The organism is Nocardia sp. NPDC050713, from assembly GCF_040654315.1.
Taxonomy (GTDB): Bacteria; Actinomycetota; Actinomycetes; order Mycobacteriales; family Mycobacteriaceae; genus Nocardia.
Genome location: NZ_JBFAHS010000014.1, coordinates 217,827 through 235,339, shown reverse-complemented (window position 1 = coordinate 235,339; position 17,513 = coordinate 217,827). Strand labels below are relative to the sequence as shown.

Here is a 17,513-nt window from a genome sequence, read left to right as displayed (position 1 = left end):
CAACTCCAGACCATCCACAGCCCGCCGCACCGTTAATTCATCCCATGAACAACGCTCGCCCACTAACCTGGCACGGTGCGGCGAATCAGATCCATCCCCGGTGTTGCCTTCGGCACCAGTGCCTATCTGATCTGGGGTTTGTTCGCCGCGTTCTTCGGTCTGCTGGCGTTCGCGAGCCCGGTGGAGGTGCTCGCGCAGCGGATCCTGTGGACGCTCGTGGTGGTGCTCGCCGTGCTGGTCGTCACCGGACGGCTGCGCGAGATGGCGAGCATCGACGCGCGGACCTGGCGGTTGGCCGCGCTCGCCTCGGCGGCGATCTCGATCAACTGGGGCGTCTACGTCTACGGCGTCACCTCCGGGCACGTGGTGGAGTGCGCGCTCGGATACTTCGTCAACCCGCTGGTGACCGTCGGCTTCGGCGTGATCATCTTCCGCGAGCGGCTGCGGCGGGCGCAGTGGGCCGCGCTCGGGCTCGGCGCGGCGGCGGTCGCGGTGCTCACCGTCGACTACGGCAGGCCGCCGGTGATCGCCCTCGCCCTCGCCTGCTCGTTCGCGCTGTACGGGCTGGTGAAGAAGGTCATACCGCTCGACGCGCTGCGCGGCATCGCGGCCGAGGGCATCGTCGCCGCGCCGTTCGCCCTCGCGTTCGTCCTCGTACTGCTGTTCACCGGCCGCAGCGAGTTCACCTCCGGCGCGGGACACGCCGCGCTGCTGATGTCGACCGGGCCGGTCACGCTGGTGCCGCTGCTGCTGTTCGCCATCGCCGCGCAACGAGTTCCACTGTCCACCATGGGTTTGCTGCAATACCTCACCCCGGCGCTCCAGATGGCCTGGGGCGTCGCCGTCGTGCACGAACCGATGCCCGCGTCCCGCTGGGCCGGATTCGCGCTCATCTGGGCGGCGCTGGCGATCTTCACCGCCGACGCGCTGCTGCGCGCCCGGCTCGGTCGCCGCACACCGGCTCCGGTGTCACCCGCCGAAACGCCCGCCCCCTGAGTGCGGCGCCACCCCGCCGCCCCCCGCCACTGCCCTTCGTGAGGAGGCATTCGAGTGCGCGTCTCGACCGCCATCGGGCGGGCACAGGCAGGCAGAGCACGACCGCCGTGCACCGAACCGGCCGCCCTGACCGGACTTTCGTCGTATCGGCACAGAGAACGCGGCCGACGCTTGTCCGATTCGACAGCGGGCCCGCACGCGGCAACCCGATACATTTGCCGCGATCGACGCGGGACCGGAAAGGTTTTCACGATGCTGGACGACGGGCGACTCGACAGGGCGGCGGGTGTGCTGCTCGGCACCGCGGCGGGCGACGCGCTCGGCGCCGGATACGAGTTCACCCGGCCGGGACCGGAGCAGGAGATCGACATGATCGGCGGCGGGGCCTGCCGCTGGGAGCCCGGCGAATGGACCGACGACACCGCGATGGCCGTGGCGATCGCCCAAGCCGCCGCGGACGGGCCTGGACTCGAACTCGACGCGGTGGCAGCGGGTTTCGTGCGGTGGTACGACTCCGACCCGAAAGACATCGGCGTCCAGACCAACCGGGTGCTCGCCGCGCGACCGGCCTCGGCGCGAGCCATGCATCAGCAGGCCATGTCGTTGGACGGGCTGACCGGCGGGAACGGTTCGCTGATGCGCACCGCGCCGATCGCGCTGTCCTACCTGGACGACGCCGCGGGGTGCGTGCGGATGGCGGGCGCGGTCGGCCTGCTCACCCATCACGATCAGCAGGCCGTCGAGGCGTGCAAGATCTGGACCTACGCAGTCCGCCACGCGGTGCTGACCGCGACCCTCGACGGCGTCCGCGAGTACGTCGCCGCCACCGACAGCGCCGACTACTGGAACCGGCTGCTCGACCAGGCCGAAAACGGCGCGCCCGCGCACTTTCCGAACAACGGCTGGGTCGTGCACGCGCTACAGACCGCCTGGTGGGCGATCACCACCGCCGACGCCTCCGGCCCCGAACATCTCCCGCTGGCGCTCGAACTCTGCGTCCGCGCGGGCGGCGACACCGACACCACGGCCGCCATCGCGGGCGGGCTGCTCGGCGCCCGCTGGGGCGCCTCCGCCGTCCCCGTCCGCTGGCGCACCAAGCTGCACGGCTATCCCGGCCTGACCGGCGAGGACCTGGTCGCCCTCGCCACACGTATCGTCACGGCGAACAGCAACGCCTGAGACGCCGGATACCCGTCGCTGCCAACAAATCCCTGGTGAATCGGCAACGGCTGCGACTTTGACAGTTCCGGGCGGCGCGCCCCGAGCGGGCCGACCCCGAGGCGCGGACCACGGTCCGCGCCGACCTAACTCTCGTGGGACGCGCCGGTCGAGCTCAGTAGTTCGTATTGATCGGCCCCGGACTCCACAGCCCGGAGTGATCGCGCTGGGTGATCGCGGGTTCGGCCGGAACGGCGCTGTCATCGATCCGCGTGAACAGCTGGAGATCACCCCAGTCGCGGTCCCAGTCCTCGTTCAGATATGTGGCCAATGACCGTGCGCGCAACAGCATTCCGGTCCAGCCGAGCGGACCGCCGCCGTCGTGGCTCTGCCACAGGTTGGTGACGGCGGCCCCGGAGCGGTCGGGCAGGATGCGATAGCCGGGGACTTCGGCGATGCCGCCTCGATGATCGAACGGCCGCTGATTGGGGAATTGCAGCCCGACCATCCAGTCCACCAGGGCGGGCGTCGTGCCTACCACTTCGTTCAGCGTCTTGGTTTTCGGCACCCGCGGCGGCGTCACCGCCAGCCACTGCTTCGGATTGCGATCGCGGTCGACAGCGACCAGACGGATGACGTCGGCCTGCGCCGGAATGTCGGCGAACGGCACCCGCAGGTTGCGCCAGGACGGCGCAGGTCCGATGTCGATCGGGACGACCCGGCCCATCGGCTGCGCCGTGGACACGGAATCCGTTGCGCCGTACTCGATCTGCAACGACTGGCCGGGCGTCACCACACCGTCGGCGTCCACCGACCAGATGCGGCCCGCGGCGCTCAGCGCGATGATCCCGGCGCGGTCGCCCGGATCGGGCAGCCGGTACCAGCCGGTGGTCAGCTCGGCCGGGCCCGCGTCACCGGAACGGTAGCTGCCGAGCACCGGGACCCGGGCCGGGTCCAGGCCGAAAGGCAATGCGGCGGTAGCGGTTCCGGCTTCGTCCTCCGACGAGGACTTGGTGGCGAGCGCGTCGGCGATGCTGCCCGTCGAACTGCTGCCCTCGTCGTCCGGCCGCAGGTCCTCGGCCACTCCGCCCGGCGTGAACCCGGTCGCGTTGCCCGCGAGCGTGCTCTGCGCGTCACCGGTGAGCGGCGCGAGCATGCCCTCGTTCGGATCGGTCTCGACCAGGACGTGACCGGCTAGCCCGTACGGCTTGCCGGTCACCGCTTCGATGTTCGAACGCGCCAGCGAGAACGACTGGCCCTGCGCCACCGCCGCTTTGGCGAAGGACGCGATGTCCCACACCACCAGCAGCGCGAGCGCGATGGTCAACGGAGGAAGCAGCGACACCCGCCACCCGAACCGCGAAACCCGCTGCGGGGTACCGGGTTCCGGGGCGTGCACATGCCACCAGGCGGCCACCGCCAGCAGCGCGACCGCTGCCACCCGGAACAGGTCGTTCAGCATCAGACCGGCCACCGACGGCGGCTTGTCCCACCACGGCATGCCGTACGCGGAGACGTACCACCAGCCGTTGGGCCCGGAGAACACCAGCGCGAGCAGGAACGCGATCAGCGCGGCGAACAGCGCGCGGTTGCGCGGCGACCGCAGCACCTTGGGGCCGACCGCCATCGCGGTCAGCACCGCCACACAGCCCGCGACACCGGCGAACACGCCGAAGTGGTGGGTCCATTTGGTCGGCGTGACCATGATCAGCAACAGGGCGCCCGCCGTCGTCCCGAGGATGCGCCGCGACGGGCCCGCGGCGGTCAGCGGAATCCGCCCACCCTTGCGCAACAGCACGGCGACACACACCACGATGCCGATCAGCATGGCCAGGATGCCGATCCGGCGACCGACCGAACCGTCGACCTCGCCCTGGAACAGGTACTGGTAGCGCAGATATTCCTGGAACCACGGCACGTCGGGACCGATGTCGTGGTGCACCCGCTGCATCTCCAAGGTGGCGGACAGCGGCTGGTCGGCGAACGCGATCGCCAGCACGAGCGCACCGGCCGCGCCGAGCGGTGCGAGCAGTGTCAGGTAACCGAGTACGCGCTGCCGGACGGTGCCCGAGCCGACCTTGTCCATCACGATCCTGGCGACCGGACGCAGGCCGGACAGCAGCGCGGCGATACAGATCAGGCCGGACGGACCCGCGGTGACGGTGAACGCCGCGACCAGAACCGCGAGCGCGGCGGGCAGCAACCGCCGGGTGGCGATCGCGCGCTCCACCGAACACCAGGTGAGCAGCAGCCCCAGCGCGACGGGCGGTTCGGGACGCAGGCCGTTGTCGTAGGGCAGCCAGACCACGAGGAAGCCGAGCGCGCCGGTCCACAGCGCGATCTTGTCGTGCCGCACCGCCACGCCCAAGCGCGGCACCACCTCGCGGCTCAGCAACAGCCACAGCAGCACACCGCAGGCCAGCGCGGGCAGGCGCACCCACGGGCTGGCGGTCGTCACCTCGGCCATGATCCGGATCAGGTCGTAATACGGTGTGCCGATCGGGTTCTCGGGGACGCCGAAGTAGGCGAAGTAGTTGGACATGTAGCCCGCCGCACCGGACGTGCGGGCCATGCCGAACTGGTAGCCGTCGTCGGAGGTGGTGGCGCCGATGAAGTGCCAGAGCACCAGCACGCCGAGCACCACGCCGTCCAGCACCGAGAACGTCCACCAGCGCTGCGGCAGCAGGCGGCGGGTTCGCCTGCCGTCCTCGCGGTCGATCCGATAGAGGGCGACCAGCGCGACGATCGTGGCCAGCACGGCGAGCCAGATGGCGGCCCGTTTGACGGGAGTCGGGCTGGAGGTGAAGCGGGTGTCCAGGGCCGCGGTGACGGTCGCGCCGTCGGCGGCGGCCAGGTCGCTGTAGATGCCGACGAGCTGGGGGCGGAAATCGCCGTCGAGCGTCACCGGGAAGCCGGGGGCGGTGAATCCCGGCATGGTCACCGTCGCCCGGGTGGTGTCGGCGTGCACGGCGAGTTCGCACCCGGCGGGCAGTTGATCGACTGGCGTGCTGAGCAGCGCTTGGTTACGCAGGATGACGTCGAGCCGGGCCGATGCGTCGGCGGTGGGCGTGGTCACCCGTGCGAGGAAGCCGTAGCGCTCGCGGTCCGGCGCGCCGTCTGGCGCGGTGGCGGCGAGGGTGCCGCCGTTGACGGCCAGCTGCCCGATGGCCGCGCACGGCAGGGTGGCGTCGAAGGCCGACGGCGCGTAGGCCACCAGCGGCGCCTCCACGCTGCGCGCCGAACCCGCCTGCGGCCAGGACAGCGTCGCCTCGTCCACCCGGATCGGGAGCAAGGGCACCGCCACCGCGCACAGCGCGCCGATCAACGCCGCGAGCAAAGCGACGGGCCGCGCCCATCCCCCGCTCGTATTCCGCTGTGCCGTCCCGGGTCTGGGATCCTCGACGGACGGCTGCCCCGCCCACACCATAGTGTCAGCCACGAGGCCAGATAGTAACGATCGAAACTGAGAGCGAAACCCGAAGCCTGTTCCGAGCGCGGTTCCACGGGCGAATCAGGCGGCTGATCTGCGGATTCTCGCCCACGCATCACTTCGGCGGACCGACTCGGCCGCCGCGAAGCGGGATCGTCGCGGCCCGGATTCGGGCCGGGCCGCGACACCGCGGATCAGGCGCAGGCGGCCGACTGCTGGCCGAGCGCGGTCAGCATCTGGCAGGCCCACGCCTTCTGGACCTTCCACTTGCCGTCCTCGGCGACGAACGGCACGTCGGCGATGTTCTCCTGGCCGTTCAGCACGATCTTGGCCTTGGCGTTGATGGTGTCGCCGAACGCGGTCACCTCGGTCACCTCGACGGTGGCGCCGGTCGCCTTGTAGGCCTCGGACAGCCGGGCGGGCAGCTCGGGATCGGCCTCGGCGCCCTGAATCATCGCCAGCTTCTCCTCGTTCGGCACCGCCGGGTCGAGCGCCTTCTGCAGCTGCGTGTTCAGCTCCGCCGCGGTGGGCACCGCGGGCAGGTTCGCCTGAGCGGTGGTCGCCTTGGCGCTGGTCGTCGTCTTGGCCGTCTTGGCGGTGTCGCTCGAATCGTCGCCGCCGCAGGCGGTCAGGCCCAGGGTGGCAACGATGGCGAGGCCAGCGATCGCGATGCGTCCAGTCGTACGAAGCTTCAACTGCTCGTCCTTTGCGTTCGAGGAGGGGTCCGTGTCGTAACCGCGGCAGCGTCCACCAAGAACCGGCGGCACCGCCCGAGGCATCAGGCTACCGGTCAGTCGAGACTGCCGAGCGGATCCGCCCGGGACAGACTGATGTCGTCGGCGCTGAAGGTACGCGCCGGGCCCGGCCCTGTCGAACTGGTCTCGAAGCGCACGGTGACCACGCCGTGCCCCGCTCCCTGCACCCACCCGTGTCCGTAATCCGGGTGCGCCACATCCATTCCCGGGTACCAGAGGCGCGCGGACGGACTCGGCTCGGCGGCGGGCGGCGCTGGCTCGCTCGGTTCCCATTCGGGATCGAGCGTGTCGTCGACCGGGCTCTGATCCAGTTCCGGGAAGAGCGATTCCTGCCGCACCGTGGACAGCCCGCCGAAGCCGACGCCGACCAGGCGGATCGGGCCGAGCTCGGCGGGATCGATCGCCGACCGCTGGGCGGCGGTGGTCAGCGTGGCCAGGTCGGTGGTGGCGTAGGGCAGGGTGAACGAGCGCGTCACCACGCTCATATCCGACTTCCGTAGTTTCAGCACCACGGTGCGCGCGGCCCGGCCGTCCTTGCCGAGCCTGGCGTGCGCGGCCGCGGCCATGGTCTCGATCGCGGGCCGCAGCTGGGCCAAGGTGACGATGTCGGTCTCGTAGGTGTTCTCGGCGCTGATCTGCTTGGCCTCGGCGCGCTCGGCGACCGGCCGGTCGTCGATGCCGCGGGCCAGCCGGTGCAGCGCCGCCCCGACGCTGCCGCCGAGCAAGGACACCACCTCCGATTCGGGCAGCGCGGCGAAGGCGCCGACCGTCTCGATGCCGAGCGAACGCAGCCTGCCCTCGGCGACCGGGCCGATCCCCCACAGCTTGCGCACCGGCAGCCCGGCGAGCAGTGCCTGCTGCTCGTCGGGCGCGACCACCCGGATGCCGTCGGGTTTGGCAAGGCCGGAGGCGATCTTGGCGAGCTGCTTGCCGCTGCCCGCGCCGACCGAGGCGACCAGACCGGTGCGTTCGCGCACCAGCGCGCGCAACTCCGCGCAGAAGTCGTAGACCCGCTCCGCGTCGGCGCCCGCCAGCTCCTCCGGTTCGCCGAACGCCTCGTCGAACGAGAGCGTCTCCAGCACCGGGATGCGGCTGCGCAGCGCCTCGAACACCCGCCCACTGACCACCCCGTAGACCGCCCCGCGGGGCGGCACCACCACGGCCGTGACCCCGACCAGGCGCTTGGCCTGGTGCATCGGCATCGCGGAACGCGCGCCGAAGACCCGCGCCTCGTAGCTGGCCCCCGCGACGACGCCGCGTCCCCCGGTGCCGCCGACGAGCACCGGTCGGCCGCGAAGCGTCGGGCGAGTCAGCTGCTCGACCGAGGCGAAGAACGCGTCCATATCTATGTGCAGCACCCAGCGCTTGAAGGTGCGGCCGACCGCCGCGTTCTCCGTCGCCCGATCCGTCCGCACGACCGGAATGTACGCCAACTCACCGACATGTTCGCCGCCGCGGCGGCTGGGTGTTGCCTGATCGATTGCTGCGGATCTGCGGAGCGTCCCGGCAGCCGCCGACACCGCGATCCAGCAGCCTTGACCTGGGCCGATACCTCGCGCGCCAGGTTTTTCGACACGGCAACGAACGACGGGGATCGCGCCTTGCCCGCCGGTTCGTATGTGATGATCGGACCCATGAAGATCCGTAAGGCAGTCATCCCGGCGGCCGGTATCGGCTCCCGGTTGCTCCCGCTGACCAAGGCCATCCCGAAAGAGATGCTGCCGGTCGGCGACAAGCCGGTCATCGAGCACACCGTCCGCGAGCTGGTCGCCTCCGGCATCACCGACATCACCATCGTGGTCAGCGGCGGAAAGTCGTTGATCCAGGACCACTTCCGCCCCAATCCGGCCCTCGTCGCGCAGTTGCGCGCGGACGGAAAGACCGCCTACGCCGACGCCGTCGAGGAGGTCGGGGAACTGTCCCGCCTCGGCCACATCACCTATCTCGACCAGCACGGCCCCTACGGCAACGGCACCCCGGTGCTCAACGCCGCGCGCAACGCCGGTGACGAGCCGATGCTCGTGCTCTGGCCCGACGACGTGTTCGTGGCCGAGGTGCCGCGCGCACAGCAGCTCATCGACGCCTACGAGGCCACCGCGGCGCCGGTGCTCGCGCTGATGCCGATGAACCCGGCCGAGTCCAAGCGCTACGGCGTCCCGGTCGTCGCCGACGATCAGGGCAACGGCCTGCTGCGCATCACCGGCCTCATGGAGAAGCCCAAGCCCGAAGACGCGCCCTCGGCCTACGCCGCCATCGGCGGCTACGTGGTGACCCCGGGCATCGTCGACGAGCTGCGCAGGCAGACCGCGGCCTGGTACGAGCACCGCACCGGCGAGGTCTACCTGACCGACGCCATCAACGTGCACGCCGCGGAGAATCCGGTGTTCGGTCAGGTGATTCGCGGCCGCTGGTACGACACCGGCAATCCCGGCGACTACCTGGTCGCCCAGTTCGCCTCGGCGCTGGCGCATCCGGAGTACGGTCCGCTGCTTCGCGGTCTGGCCACCGATCACCTCGCCTGAACCGCAACGGTTTTCGCGCCGTCAGAACCGGCGGACGGCGTAGATGGTGAACTTCCGGAGCGGCGCGAGGCCGACCGGGACGCCGCGACCGTAGGCGTTGAAGATCTGCCCGAAGCCGGCGTAGATGCCGACGTGCGAGCCGTCGTCGTTCAGCACGACGACGTCGCCCGGCGCCATCGCGCGGACCGGCACGGCGGTGCCCGCCGTCGCCTGCTGCCAGGTCGTCCTCGGCATGTCGACGCCGACCTGCCGGAACGCCCACTGGACGAGCCCGGAGCAGTCCCAGCCGTGCGGGCCGGTGCCGCCCCATACATAGGGCTTACCGGTCTGGGTCGTGGCGATGGCCAGCGCGGCGAGGCCCCGTGGACTGGGCAGCGGCAGACCCGCCGAGGCGCTCGAACCTCCGGAGCCCGAACCGGCCGCCGAAACGGGGCCGCTGCCGGTGTCGGACCAGGCGGGTCCGGCGAGCAGCAGGGTGACGATCGCGGTGACGACAAGGCCGGCGAATATCCGGCACAACGATTTTCTGATCACGAAACGCACCTCTCCTGTGGGTCCGGCGAACAGGCCGCGACAAGCGGCCGCGCTGACGCGCGGCGCCACCCTCGTCATCGGGGTGGAGCCACCGACCTCCGCGCCTATCCGGCTTCACAGCCCGCCGAACAGCGCACATCAGGTAGAACATGCCTCACGAGGATCACTGCGGTACCACTGATCGATCTGCGCACCAACAGCAACACGCCCGATTCTGCCGGGCTTTTCGGAGACAGGAGAGGTTTCCAGCAAATTCCCAGCGTGTGATCTAGATCACTACCACTGCATGGTCTCGACCGCCACTCGGTCGAGCCGCGTCGTCGGGGTGGACGACGACGCCCACCCCGACGACCGGCTCAGGCCTTGGCGACCGCGGCCTTCACACCACCGGCGAGTTCGGCGGCGTCGGCGCCCACGGTGCCGAAATCGAGTGCCGTGGCGAGGATTTCGCCCGCGATCAGATCCCGGTGGGTCTGCGCCCAAGCCAGGCGCTCGGCCGGGACCTCGAGGACCACGGTGATCCGGTCGGAGACGTCCAAGCCGAGCGACTTGCGGGTCTCCTGGAGGTCGCGGATCAGGTCGCGGGCCCAGCCCTCGGCCTCCAGCTCCTCGGTGACCACCGAGTTCAGCACCACCAGACCCGCGTTGCCGGGCAGCGCCGCGGTGGACTCGGGCTCGGCGGCGACCAGCCGCTGGGTGTATTCCTCGGGGAACAAGGTGATTCCGGCGGCGCTGACGACACCGGCGGCATCCTCGGACCACTCGCCCGCCTTGACCGCCTTGATCACCGTCTGCACGTCCTTGCCCAGGCGCGGACCCGCGGCGCGGGCGTTCACCGCCAGCTCGAAGCGACCGTGCACGGCGATGTCGGTGGTCAGGTCGACCTTCTTGACGTTGACCTCGTCGGCGATGATGTCGGCGTACGGGCGCAACCGCTCGGCGTCGCCCGCCGCGATGGTCACCTCGGCCAGCGGCAGCCGCACCCGCAGGTTCTGTGCCTTGCGCAGGCTGAGCACCGTCGAGCAGACCGTGCGCACCTCGTCCATGGCGGCGACCAGCTCCGGATCCTCCGGCAGCTCGCCCTCCTTCGGCCAGTCGGCCAGGTGCACCGAACGATCGCCGGTGAGCCCGCGCCAGATCACCTCGGCGATCAGCGGCAGCAGCGGCGCGGCCAGCCTGGAGACCACCTCGAGCACGGTGTGCAGGGTGTCGACCGCGTCGCGATCCTCCGACCAGAAGCGCGAACGCGACCGGCGCACATACCAATTCGTGAGCGCGTCGGCGAACGAGCGCAGCTCCTCGCAGGCGCCCGCGATGTCGTAGGCCTCCAGTGCGTCGGTCATCACATCGCGGGTTTGCGCCAGCTTCGCCAGGATGTAGCGGTCCAGCACATGCGGCGAATCGGTGCGCCACACGCCGGGCTTCGAGGCGTACAGCTGCAGGAAGCTCCACGCGTTCCACAGCGGACGCAGCGCGTGACCGACGCCCTCGCGGATGCCGCGCTCGGTGACGATGAGATTGCCGCCGCGCAGGATCGGCGAGCTCATCAGGAACCAGCGCATCGCGTCGGAGCCGTCCCGGTGGAACACCTCGTTCACGTCCGGGTAGTTGCCCTTCGACTTGCTCATCTTCAGCCCGTCGTCACCGAGCACGATGCCGTGCGCCGCAACCGTTTTGAAGGCCGGGCTGTCGAAGAGCGCGGTCGAGAGGACGTGCAGGGTGTAGAACCAGCCGCGGGTCTGCCCGTTGTACTCGACGATGAAGTCGCCCGGGAAGTGCCCGTCGAACCAGTCCTTGTTCTCGAACGGGTAGTGCACCTGCGCATAGGGCATCGAGCCGGACTCGAACCAGCAGTCCAGCACCTCCGGCACCCGGCGCATGGTCGACTTGCCGGTCGGGTCGTCGGGGTTCGGCCGAGTCAGCTCGTCGATCATGGGCCGGTGCAGGTCGGTCGGGCGCACACCGAAGTCGCGCTCGAGCTCGTCCAGCGAGCCGTACACGTCGACCCGGGGGTAGGCCGGATCGTCGGAGACCCACACCGGGATCGGGCTGCCCCAGTAGCGGTTGCGGCTGATGTTCCAGTCGCGCGCGCCCTCCAGCCACTTGCCGAACTGACCGTCGCGGATGTGCTCGGGCACCCAGGTGATCTGCTTGTTCAGCTCGACCATCCGGTCGCGGAACTTGGTGACCGCGACGAACCAGGACGGCACCGCCATGTAGATCAGCGGCTGCCCGGAGCGCCAGCTGTGCGGGTAGGAGTGCTCGATCGTCTCGTGCCGCAACAGCTTTCCGGCGGCCTTGAGGTCCTTGATGATCACCGGATTCGCGTCGAAGACCATCAAGCCCTCGTACGGCGGCACCATCGAGGTGAACTTGCCGCCCGGATCCAGCGGCTGCACGATCTCGATGCCGTTGGCCGTCGCGACCTCCATGTCCTCCTCACCGAAGGCGGGAGCCAGGTGCACGATGCCGGTGCCGGAGTCGGTGGTCACGTAGTCGGCGGTGAGCACGCGGTGCGCGTTCGGGTGGCCGACGAAGAAGTCGAAGGGCGGGGCGTAGGACAGTCCGGCCAGCGCCGCGCCGTCGAACTCGCCGAGCACCTGCGGCTCCTCGCCGAACTCCCGCGCGTAGTGCGAGACGCGCTCGGCGGCCAGCAGGTAGCGCTTGCCGTCAGCGGCGCTCAGGTGCACGTAGCGCACGTTGGGGTGTACGGCGATGGCCAGGTTGGACGGCAGGGTCCAGGGCGTGGTGGTCCAGATCAGCGCGTTGGCGCCGTCGAGTTCGCGCAGCGGATGGTCGTCGGGCACACGCAGCGCCATGTCGACGGTGACGGCCGGGTCCTGGCGCATCTTGTAGGCGTCGTCCAGGCGGGTCTCCTGGTTCGACAGCGGCGTCTGCTCGTACCAGCTGTAGGGCAGCACGCGGAAGCCCTGGTAGATCAGGCCCTTGTCGTAGAGCGACTTGAAGGCCCACATGACCGACTCCATGAAGTCGAGATCGAGGGTCTTGTAGTCGTTGTCGAAGTCGACCCAGCGAGCCTGGCGGGTGACGTAGTCGCGCCATTCCCCGGTGTAGCGCAGCACCGAGGATTTGCACGCGGCATTGAATTCCGCCAACCCCATGGCGTCGATCTGTGATTTGTCCGTGATACCGAGCTGCTTTTCCGCTTCGATTTCCGCGGGAAGGCCGTGACAGTCCCATCCGAAACGCCGATCGACGCGCTTGCCGCGCATCGTCTGGAAACGTGGGATCAAATCCTTCACATAGCCGGTGAGCAAATGACCATAATGCGGCAGACCGTTGGCAAAGGGTGGGCCGTCGTAGAAGACGAACTCGGCAGCACCCGAACGGTTCTCGATGCTGGCGCGGAAGGTGTCGTCGGCCGCCCATGCGTCGAGCACGCGTTCTTCCAGCTCGGGAAAGCTCGCCCCGGAGCCTGCGCCCAGATCCACGCGGGGGTATGCGCTCTTGCTGTCGTCCGCCATCGCGGATGCGTCTCCTCGTGCCACCGCGCCGCAGGCGCGTATCAGTGGTTGGCACGGGGACGACCCCGGCGCTCGGTGCGCCGAAACCGCGGTACCACCCCGTTTGTCCTGGTCTGCCCCACCGGGGCCGCCGGACCACTCGTTGTGAGCTGTGACGGGCTCACCCGTTCGGTTCTACTGAGCGCCTCGGCGCCGTTCTTCCGAAGGCTCCCCGGTGATGGCCGGATCGACGCCGTTCTGTTTCGATTCTAACCAGCCGGGGCAAGCGATATTCCCCGCGCCCGGCCTCAGCGTTTGGCGTGCCGCCCCGGCGGCGGTGGTGCGCCGTTCTCCGGGCTGCGCATGGACAGCGCGCTCGCCAGCAGCAGCACCGCGCCGATGACGCAGACGACGATGCACCCCCACGCCCACAGCACCGACCCGGTGGTCAGCGCCGTGACGAGCAGGGCGAAGCCGATCGCCGCCAGGACGAGTGTCAGAACGAGCATGATGACCCCCTCGGCGTACCTCCGCCTTCGCTACGGCCATGCACGGGCTGTGACACGCGTCGTCCGGCTGGGTCCGCCGGGCATGCCAGGCGATTCGACTTTACCTCTGATGACGACTCGAACAACTGCTTTCGCGACGGCGCAGGACCGCCGAGGGTGGTATTACTTGCCGCCCTTGGCGAACGAGGCGGGCGCGAGGTTGCTCGCGGTGTTCGTGTCGGCGAACGCCTCGCCGCCGTCCACCGGGACCGCCGAGCCGCGGTTCTCCAGCTCCTCGAGCTGCGACTCCAGGTACGACTTCAGCCGCACGCGGTACTCGCGCTCGAAGGTCTTGAGCTGCTCGATCCGGCTCTCCAGCACGCTGCGCTGCTGGGTGATGGTCGCCATGATCTCGGTGTGCTTGCGCTCGGCGTCGGCCTGCAGCGCGTCGGCCTTCTCCTTGGCCTGACGCAGCTGGCTGTCCGAGCGGGTCTGCGCGTCCGACAGCATCGCGTCCGACTTCTGCCGGGCGTCCGCGATCATCGCCTCGGACCGGGTCCTGGCGTCGCCGACCAGTCGCTCGGAGTTCGCCCGCGCGTTGGAGAGCAGGTTCTCCGCCTCGGTCTTCGCGTCGCTGGTCAGCCGGTCCGCCATCTCCTGGGCGAGGCTGAGGACCTTGGCCGCCTGCAGGTTCGCGTCGGCGCCGGGGGCGTCCTTCGGCGCGGGAGCGGCCGCGGGCATCGGGGCCGGCGGCGGTGCGGGCACCGGGGGTTTGATCGGTTCAGGAGGCGGAGCCTGCTGTACCGGGGCCTTGACCGTTGCCGGGGCCGCCTGCCGGTTCTTCTTGGCGTCGGCCAGTTCCGCATCGAGTTCGGCGACCCGCTGGCGCAGGTCGGCGTTCTCCTCGATCAGACGCGAGAGCTCCTGCTCCACGAGATCCAAGAAGGCATCGACTTCATCCTCGTTGTAGCCGCGCTTCCCGATCGGCGGTTTGCTGAACGCGACGTTGTGCACATCGGCTGGGGTCAGCGGCATGGAAGGATCCCTTCACGCGTCTTTTGGAGATCGAGCAGATCTAGCAAGGTATCTTGGCCCATTCTGTCACACCGGAGCTACCGGTTGCCCGAGCCTGCTCACGATCGACATCAGGATGAAGACGATGAATAGCAGGACCATAATCGACAGATCCAGGCGAATTCCCCCCAGGGACACCGGTGGTATCAGCCGTCTCAGTAGTTTCACCGGAGGGTCCGTGATCGTGAAGATCACCTCCAGGACGACGACAACGACACCGGTCGGTCGCCAGTCACGGGCGAAGCTACGAACGAACTCGACGATCACCCGGCTGATCAGCAACAGCCAGAAGATGAACAGTACGAAGTACAGCACCGCGAACAAGGCCACGACTTCACTCTGCCCGAAAATCGGCGTTGCGCAAAATGACCACACCGCCCCGCGCGCGACAAGACCGACGAACCCCCCGGATCAGACCGCTATTTCTGGTTGTAGAAGCCCGTTTCGGCGATCCTGCGCCGCTCCTCGGCTGATACGTCGACATCGGCCGGTGAGAGCAGGAACACTTTGGTCGCCACCTTGTCGAACGAGCCGCGCAGGGCGAAGGCTAGGCCGGCCGCGAAGTCGACGAGCCGCTTGGCGTCGGCGTTGCTCAGATCGACCAGGTCCATGATCACCGGATTTCCCTCGCGGAAACGCTCGCCGATGATGCGGGCCTCACTGTAATCGCGCGGGCGCAGCGTCGTGATCTTGGACAAGGGGCCTCCGTCCTCGAAGATCCCCGGCCGGCGAGCGGGTGCGGGCTCGGGGCGCACGCGCTCCTCGAGCCGCCGCTCCTCGGCGTCGGGATCGACGGCGAGCGCACCCCTGGTGGCTCCCCGCAACATGCCTGCGCCGCCGCCCGTTCGGAACCGGCCGGACGACCCGGCCGCATCGATACGGGTGGGACGCCGCGACGACTCGTAGCGCTCGTCGCCGTAGGGCTCGTCGGCGTACTCGTCGCGGCGCGCCGCCGGGTAGCCGGCCTGGTAGGGCGACTTGTAGGCGGGCTCGGGGTAGTCGGCGTCCTCGTCGAACCGGTCCTGGCCGAAACGGTCTGCGCCGTAACGATCTTCGGTGTACCGGTCGGCGCCGTAGCCGCCGCGATCGGAGTAGTTGCGCGGGCGCGCGCCACCGCGCTCGGTCGCGCGCGGGGCGCGATCGTCGACGTAATCGTCTTCGTAATCCTCGAGCGGCACCATGCCGAAGTACGCCTTGAACTTATGCAGCGTGCTCATACACTTACCCCTCCCCGTCGCTCGACTCGGTGATGACCACGATGGTGGCTGCGTCGAGTCCATGCTCGCTGCGCTCGCTCATTCTGGTCGACCTTCCTTCGGCCCCGGTGGCGGCCGGGTGTTGAAGTCTTGCTCAGCCCTCGTCTGTCCCAATCTTATGTGTCGAATGTGACTGATGAGGTTTCTTTGCTAGCCCGAGGTTATCGGTCGAGTACCCATCAGGGCGGTACCGACACGCACAACCGTCGAGCCGTGTTCGATCGCCGATTCCAGATCACCCGACATACCTGCGGAAAGCTCGGTTGCGGCGGGGTGACGGGCGAGTAGCCGCGTGTGCAAAGTCGCAAGCCGCGCAAAGGCGCTATGAGGCTCGGCGTCGAGTGGCGGAATCGCCATCAGGCCTCCGAGCTGCAGTCCTTCCGCCGCCGCGACATGGTCCGCGAGGCGCTCGAGATCATCTTCGGTGACGCCGCCTCGCTCCGGGTCTTCGTCCAGGCTCACCTGGAGCAACACCCGCAGCGGCTCGGTGCGCTCGTTCGCCTCCAGCGCGGCGATCGCACCCCTGTCAAGAGCCGTTGCCAACCGTTCGCTGTCTACCGAATGCACGGTGTGTGCCCAGCGCGCGACCACTTTGGCCTTGTTGCGCTGCAGGCGACCGATCATGTGCCAGCGGATATCCGGGCGGTTGCCCAGTTCCGCGACCTTCGCGGTGGCCTCTTGTTCGCGCGATTCACCGAACTCCCTACGGCCGAGGCCGTACAGAATCGCGACGTCGGCGGCCGGAAAGAACTTCGTCACCGGCAGCAAACGCACCGAACCCGGCTCGCGCCCCGACGCCCGGCACGCGGCATCGATCCGCTCGAGCAGACCGTCCAGCCTGCCCGCCAGCTCCGCGGTGCGCGCGTCGGACTGTGCCGCAACGGTTTCCGTCGTTTCACCGGGCCAGGTCATCGCGGCCCCTCGATCCAGATCACGCCCGCGATGCGTCCGGTCGGCGCGCCACGGCGGTGGCTGAAGAGCGTCTTGTCCTCGATGGTGCAGCGCGGGTCCTCGGCGACCGCGGCGATCCCCGCCTCGGTCAGTTGCCTGCGGATTCCCGCGCGCAGGTCGAGCGCGGGCGTACCGCGCACGGTGGTCGTCGCGCTGCCCGGCAGGTGCTTTTCCACATCGTCGCGCATAGCGGCGGGCACCTCGTACTGCCTGCCCGAGGCGGCCGGGCCGAGGAACGCGCCGACCCGGTCGAGCCTGGCGCCCACCGACACCATCGCGTCCAGCACGCGCGGCACGATGCCGATGCGCGCGCCGATACGGCCGGCGTGCACGGCGGCGATGACGCCAGCCTCGTCGTCGGAGAGCAGGATCGGAACGCAGTCGGCGCTGAGTGTGACCAGCGCCAGGTTCGGCACGGTGGTGACGAGAGCGTCGGTGGCGGGCACCGGCTCGGTGCGGGGGCCGTCGACGATTTCGACGGCGCGCCCGTGGATCTGCTCCATCCAGACCAGCCGGTCCGGGGTGAGGCCGATGCCCGCGGCGAGGCGCTCGCGGTTGCGGCGCACGGCCGCCGGATCGTCGCCCACGTGGTCGCCGAGGTTGAACGAGTCGTAGGGCGGGGCGGAGAAGCCGCCCGCCCTGGTCGTCGTGACCCGTCGGACGGTGAGTGTGTGGGCAGCAGTCATGCCTCCGAGCCTAGTGGCTTCGGAGGGTGCCGCGGCGGCTCGCGCAACGGGCGTCGAACCGCGCGCTCGGCGAATCCTCGTGCTCGGTCGGCGGATTCGCGTATGCGGCGCGGCGCGGGACGGCACGCCGTGCGGCGAACCTCACCTCGCGCGACAACCGCCCGCGGCCCGCGACCGTCGTCCCGGTGCACCCGGGACG

General features: G+C 69.4%; 14 protein-coding genes. 3 read left to right on the top strand and 11 right to left on the bottom strand.

The window, feature by feature from the left end:
* Positions 1–75 precede the first annotated feature (75 nt).
* Positions 76–996 (top strand): EamA family transporter RarD, encoded by a 921-nt coding sequence (gene rarD / locus AB0H49_RS25285; protein WP_355004271.1) that lies wholly within the window; start codon positions 76–78, stop codon positions 994–996.
* 252 nt (positions 997–1,248) lie between these two features.
* Positions 1,249–2,175 carry an ADP-ribosylglycohydrolase family protein gene (locus AB0H49_RS25280; protein WP_355004270.1) on the top strand — a complete coding sequence of 309 codons (927 nt, stop codon included), beginning with the start codon at positions 1,249–1,251 and terminating at the stop codon, positions 2,173–2,175.
* 154 nt (positions 2,176–2,329) lie between these two features.
* On the opposite strand, the gene AB0H49_RS25275 is transcribed toward AB0H49_RS25280, so the two are convergent.
* The 3 genes from AB0H49_RS25275 to AB0H49_RS25265 all read right to left on the bottom strand — a co-directional run bounded on the left by AB0H49_RS25275 (position 2,330) and on the right by AB0H49_RS25265 (position 7,697).
* The gene (locus AB0H49_RS25275; RefSeq protein WP_357254826.1) at positions 2,330–5,593 is read right to left on the bottom strand and encodes an arabinosyltransferase domain-containing protein; all 3,264 of its coding nucleotides are present in this window, start codon (positions 5,591–5,593) and stop codon (positions 2,330–2,332) included.
* A gap of 185 nt (positions 5,594–5,778) precedes the next feature.
* Positions 5,779–6,279 carry a hypothetical protein gene (locus AB0H49_RS25270; RefSeq protein ID WP_355004268.1) on the bottom strand — a complete coding sequence of 167 codons (501 nt, stop codon included), beginning with the start codon at positions 6,277–6,279 and terminating at the stop codon, positions 5,779–5,781.
* 95 nt (positions 6,280–6,374) lie between these two features.
* Entirely contained in the window at positions 6,375–7,697 is a 1,323-nt protein-coding gene (locus tag AB0H49_RS25265; RefSeq protein WP_355004297.1) for a DNA polymerase IV, read from the bottom strand.
* A 276-nt stretch (positions 7,698–7,973) separates the two neighbouring features.
* Here AB0H49_RS25265 and AB0H49_RS25260 point away from each other — a divergent pair, with 276 nt between their 5' ends.
* Positions 7,974–8,861, top strand: coding sequence for a UTP--glucose-1-phosphate uridylyltransferase (locus tag AB0H49_RS25260; protein ID WP_355004267.1), 888 nt, complete (start codon positions 7,974–7,976; stop codon positions 8,859–8,861).
* Between the two features lie 21 nt (positions 8,862–8,882).
* On the opposite strand, the gene AB0H49_RS25255 is transcribed toward AB0H49_RS25260, so the two are convergent.
* From AB0H49_RS25255 to pgeF, 8 genes are all read right to left on the bottom strand, one after another.
* On the bottom strand, positions 8,883–9,395 hold the full coding sequence (locus tag AB0H49_RS25255) for an NlpC/P60 family protein (protein WP_355004266.1): 513 nt from the start codon (positions 9,393–9,395) through the stop codon (positions 8,883–8,885).
* A 356-nt stretch (positions 9,396–9,751) separates the two neighbouring features.
* Positions 9,752–12,880 carry an isoleucine--tRNA ligase gene (gene ileS, locus AB0H49_RS25250; RefSeq protein ID WP_357254823.1) on the bottom strand — a complete coding sequence of 1,043 codons (3,129 nt, stop codon included), beginning with the start codon at positions 12,878–12,880 and terminating at the stop codon, positions 9,752–9,754.
* 287 nt (positions 12,881–13,167) lie between these two features.
* Positions 13,168–13,368 carry a hypothetical protein gene (locus AB0H49_RS25245; protein ID WP_355004264.1) on the bottom strand — a complete coding sequence of 67 codons (201 nt, stop codon included), beginning with the start codon at positions 13,366–13,368 and terminating at the stop codon, positions 13,168–13,170.
* Positions 13,369–13,530: 162 nt separating this feature from the next.
* Entirely contained in the window at positions 13,531–14,382 is an 852-nt protein-coding gene (locus tag AB0H49_RS25240; protein WP_355004263.1) for a DivIVA domain-containing protein, read from the bottom strand.
* 66 nt (positions 14,383–14,448) lie between these two features.
* Positions 14,449–14,751 (bottom strand): YggT family protein, encoded by a 303-nt coding sequence (locus tag AB0H49_RS25235; protein WP_040705884.1) that lies wholly within the window; start codon positions 14,749–14,751, stop codon positions 14,449–14,451.
* Between the two features lie 89 nt (positions 14,752–14,840).
* Positions 14,841–15,638, bottom strand: a complete 798-nt coding sequence (locus AB0H49_RS25230; RefSeq protein ID WP_357254820.1) for a cell division protein SepF — start codon at positions 15,636–15,638, stop codon at positions 14,841–14,843.
* Positions 15,639–15,827: 189 nt separating this feature from the next.
* On the bottom strand, positions 15,828–16,589 hold the full coding sequence (locus tag AB0H49_RS25225; RefSeq protein ID WP_357254818.1) for a YggS family pyridoxal phosphate-dependent enzyme: 762 nt from the start codon (positions 16,587–16,589) through the stop codon (positions 15,828–15,830).
* Positions 16,586–17,314, bottom strand: coding sequence for a peptidoglycan editing factor PgeF (gene pgeF / locus AB0H49_RS25220; RefSeq protein ID WP_355004260.1), 729 nt, complete (start codon positions 17,312–17,314; stop codon positions 16,586–16,588). Before pgeF ends, AB0H49_RS25225 begins: the two co-directional genes overlap by 4 nt.
* Positions 17,315–17,513: the final 199 nt, after the last annotated feature.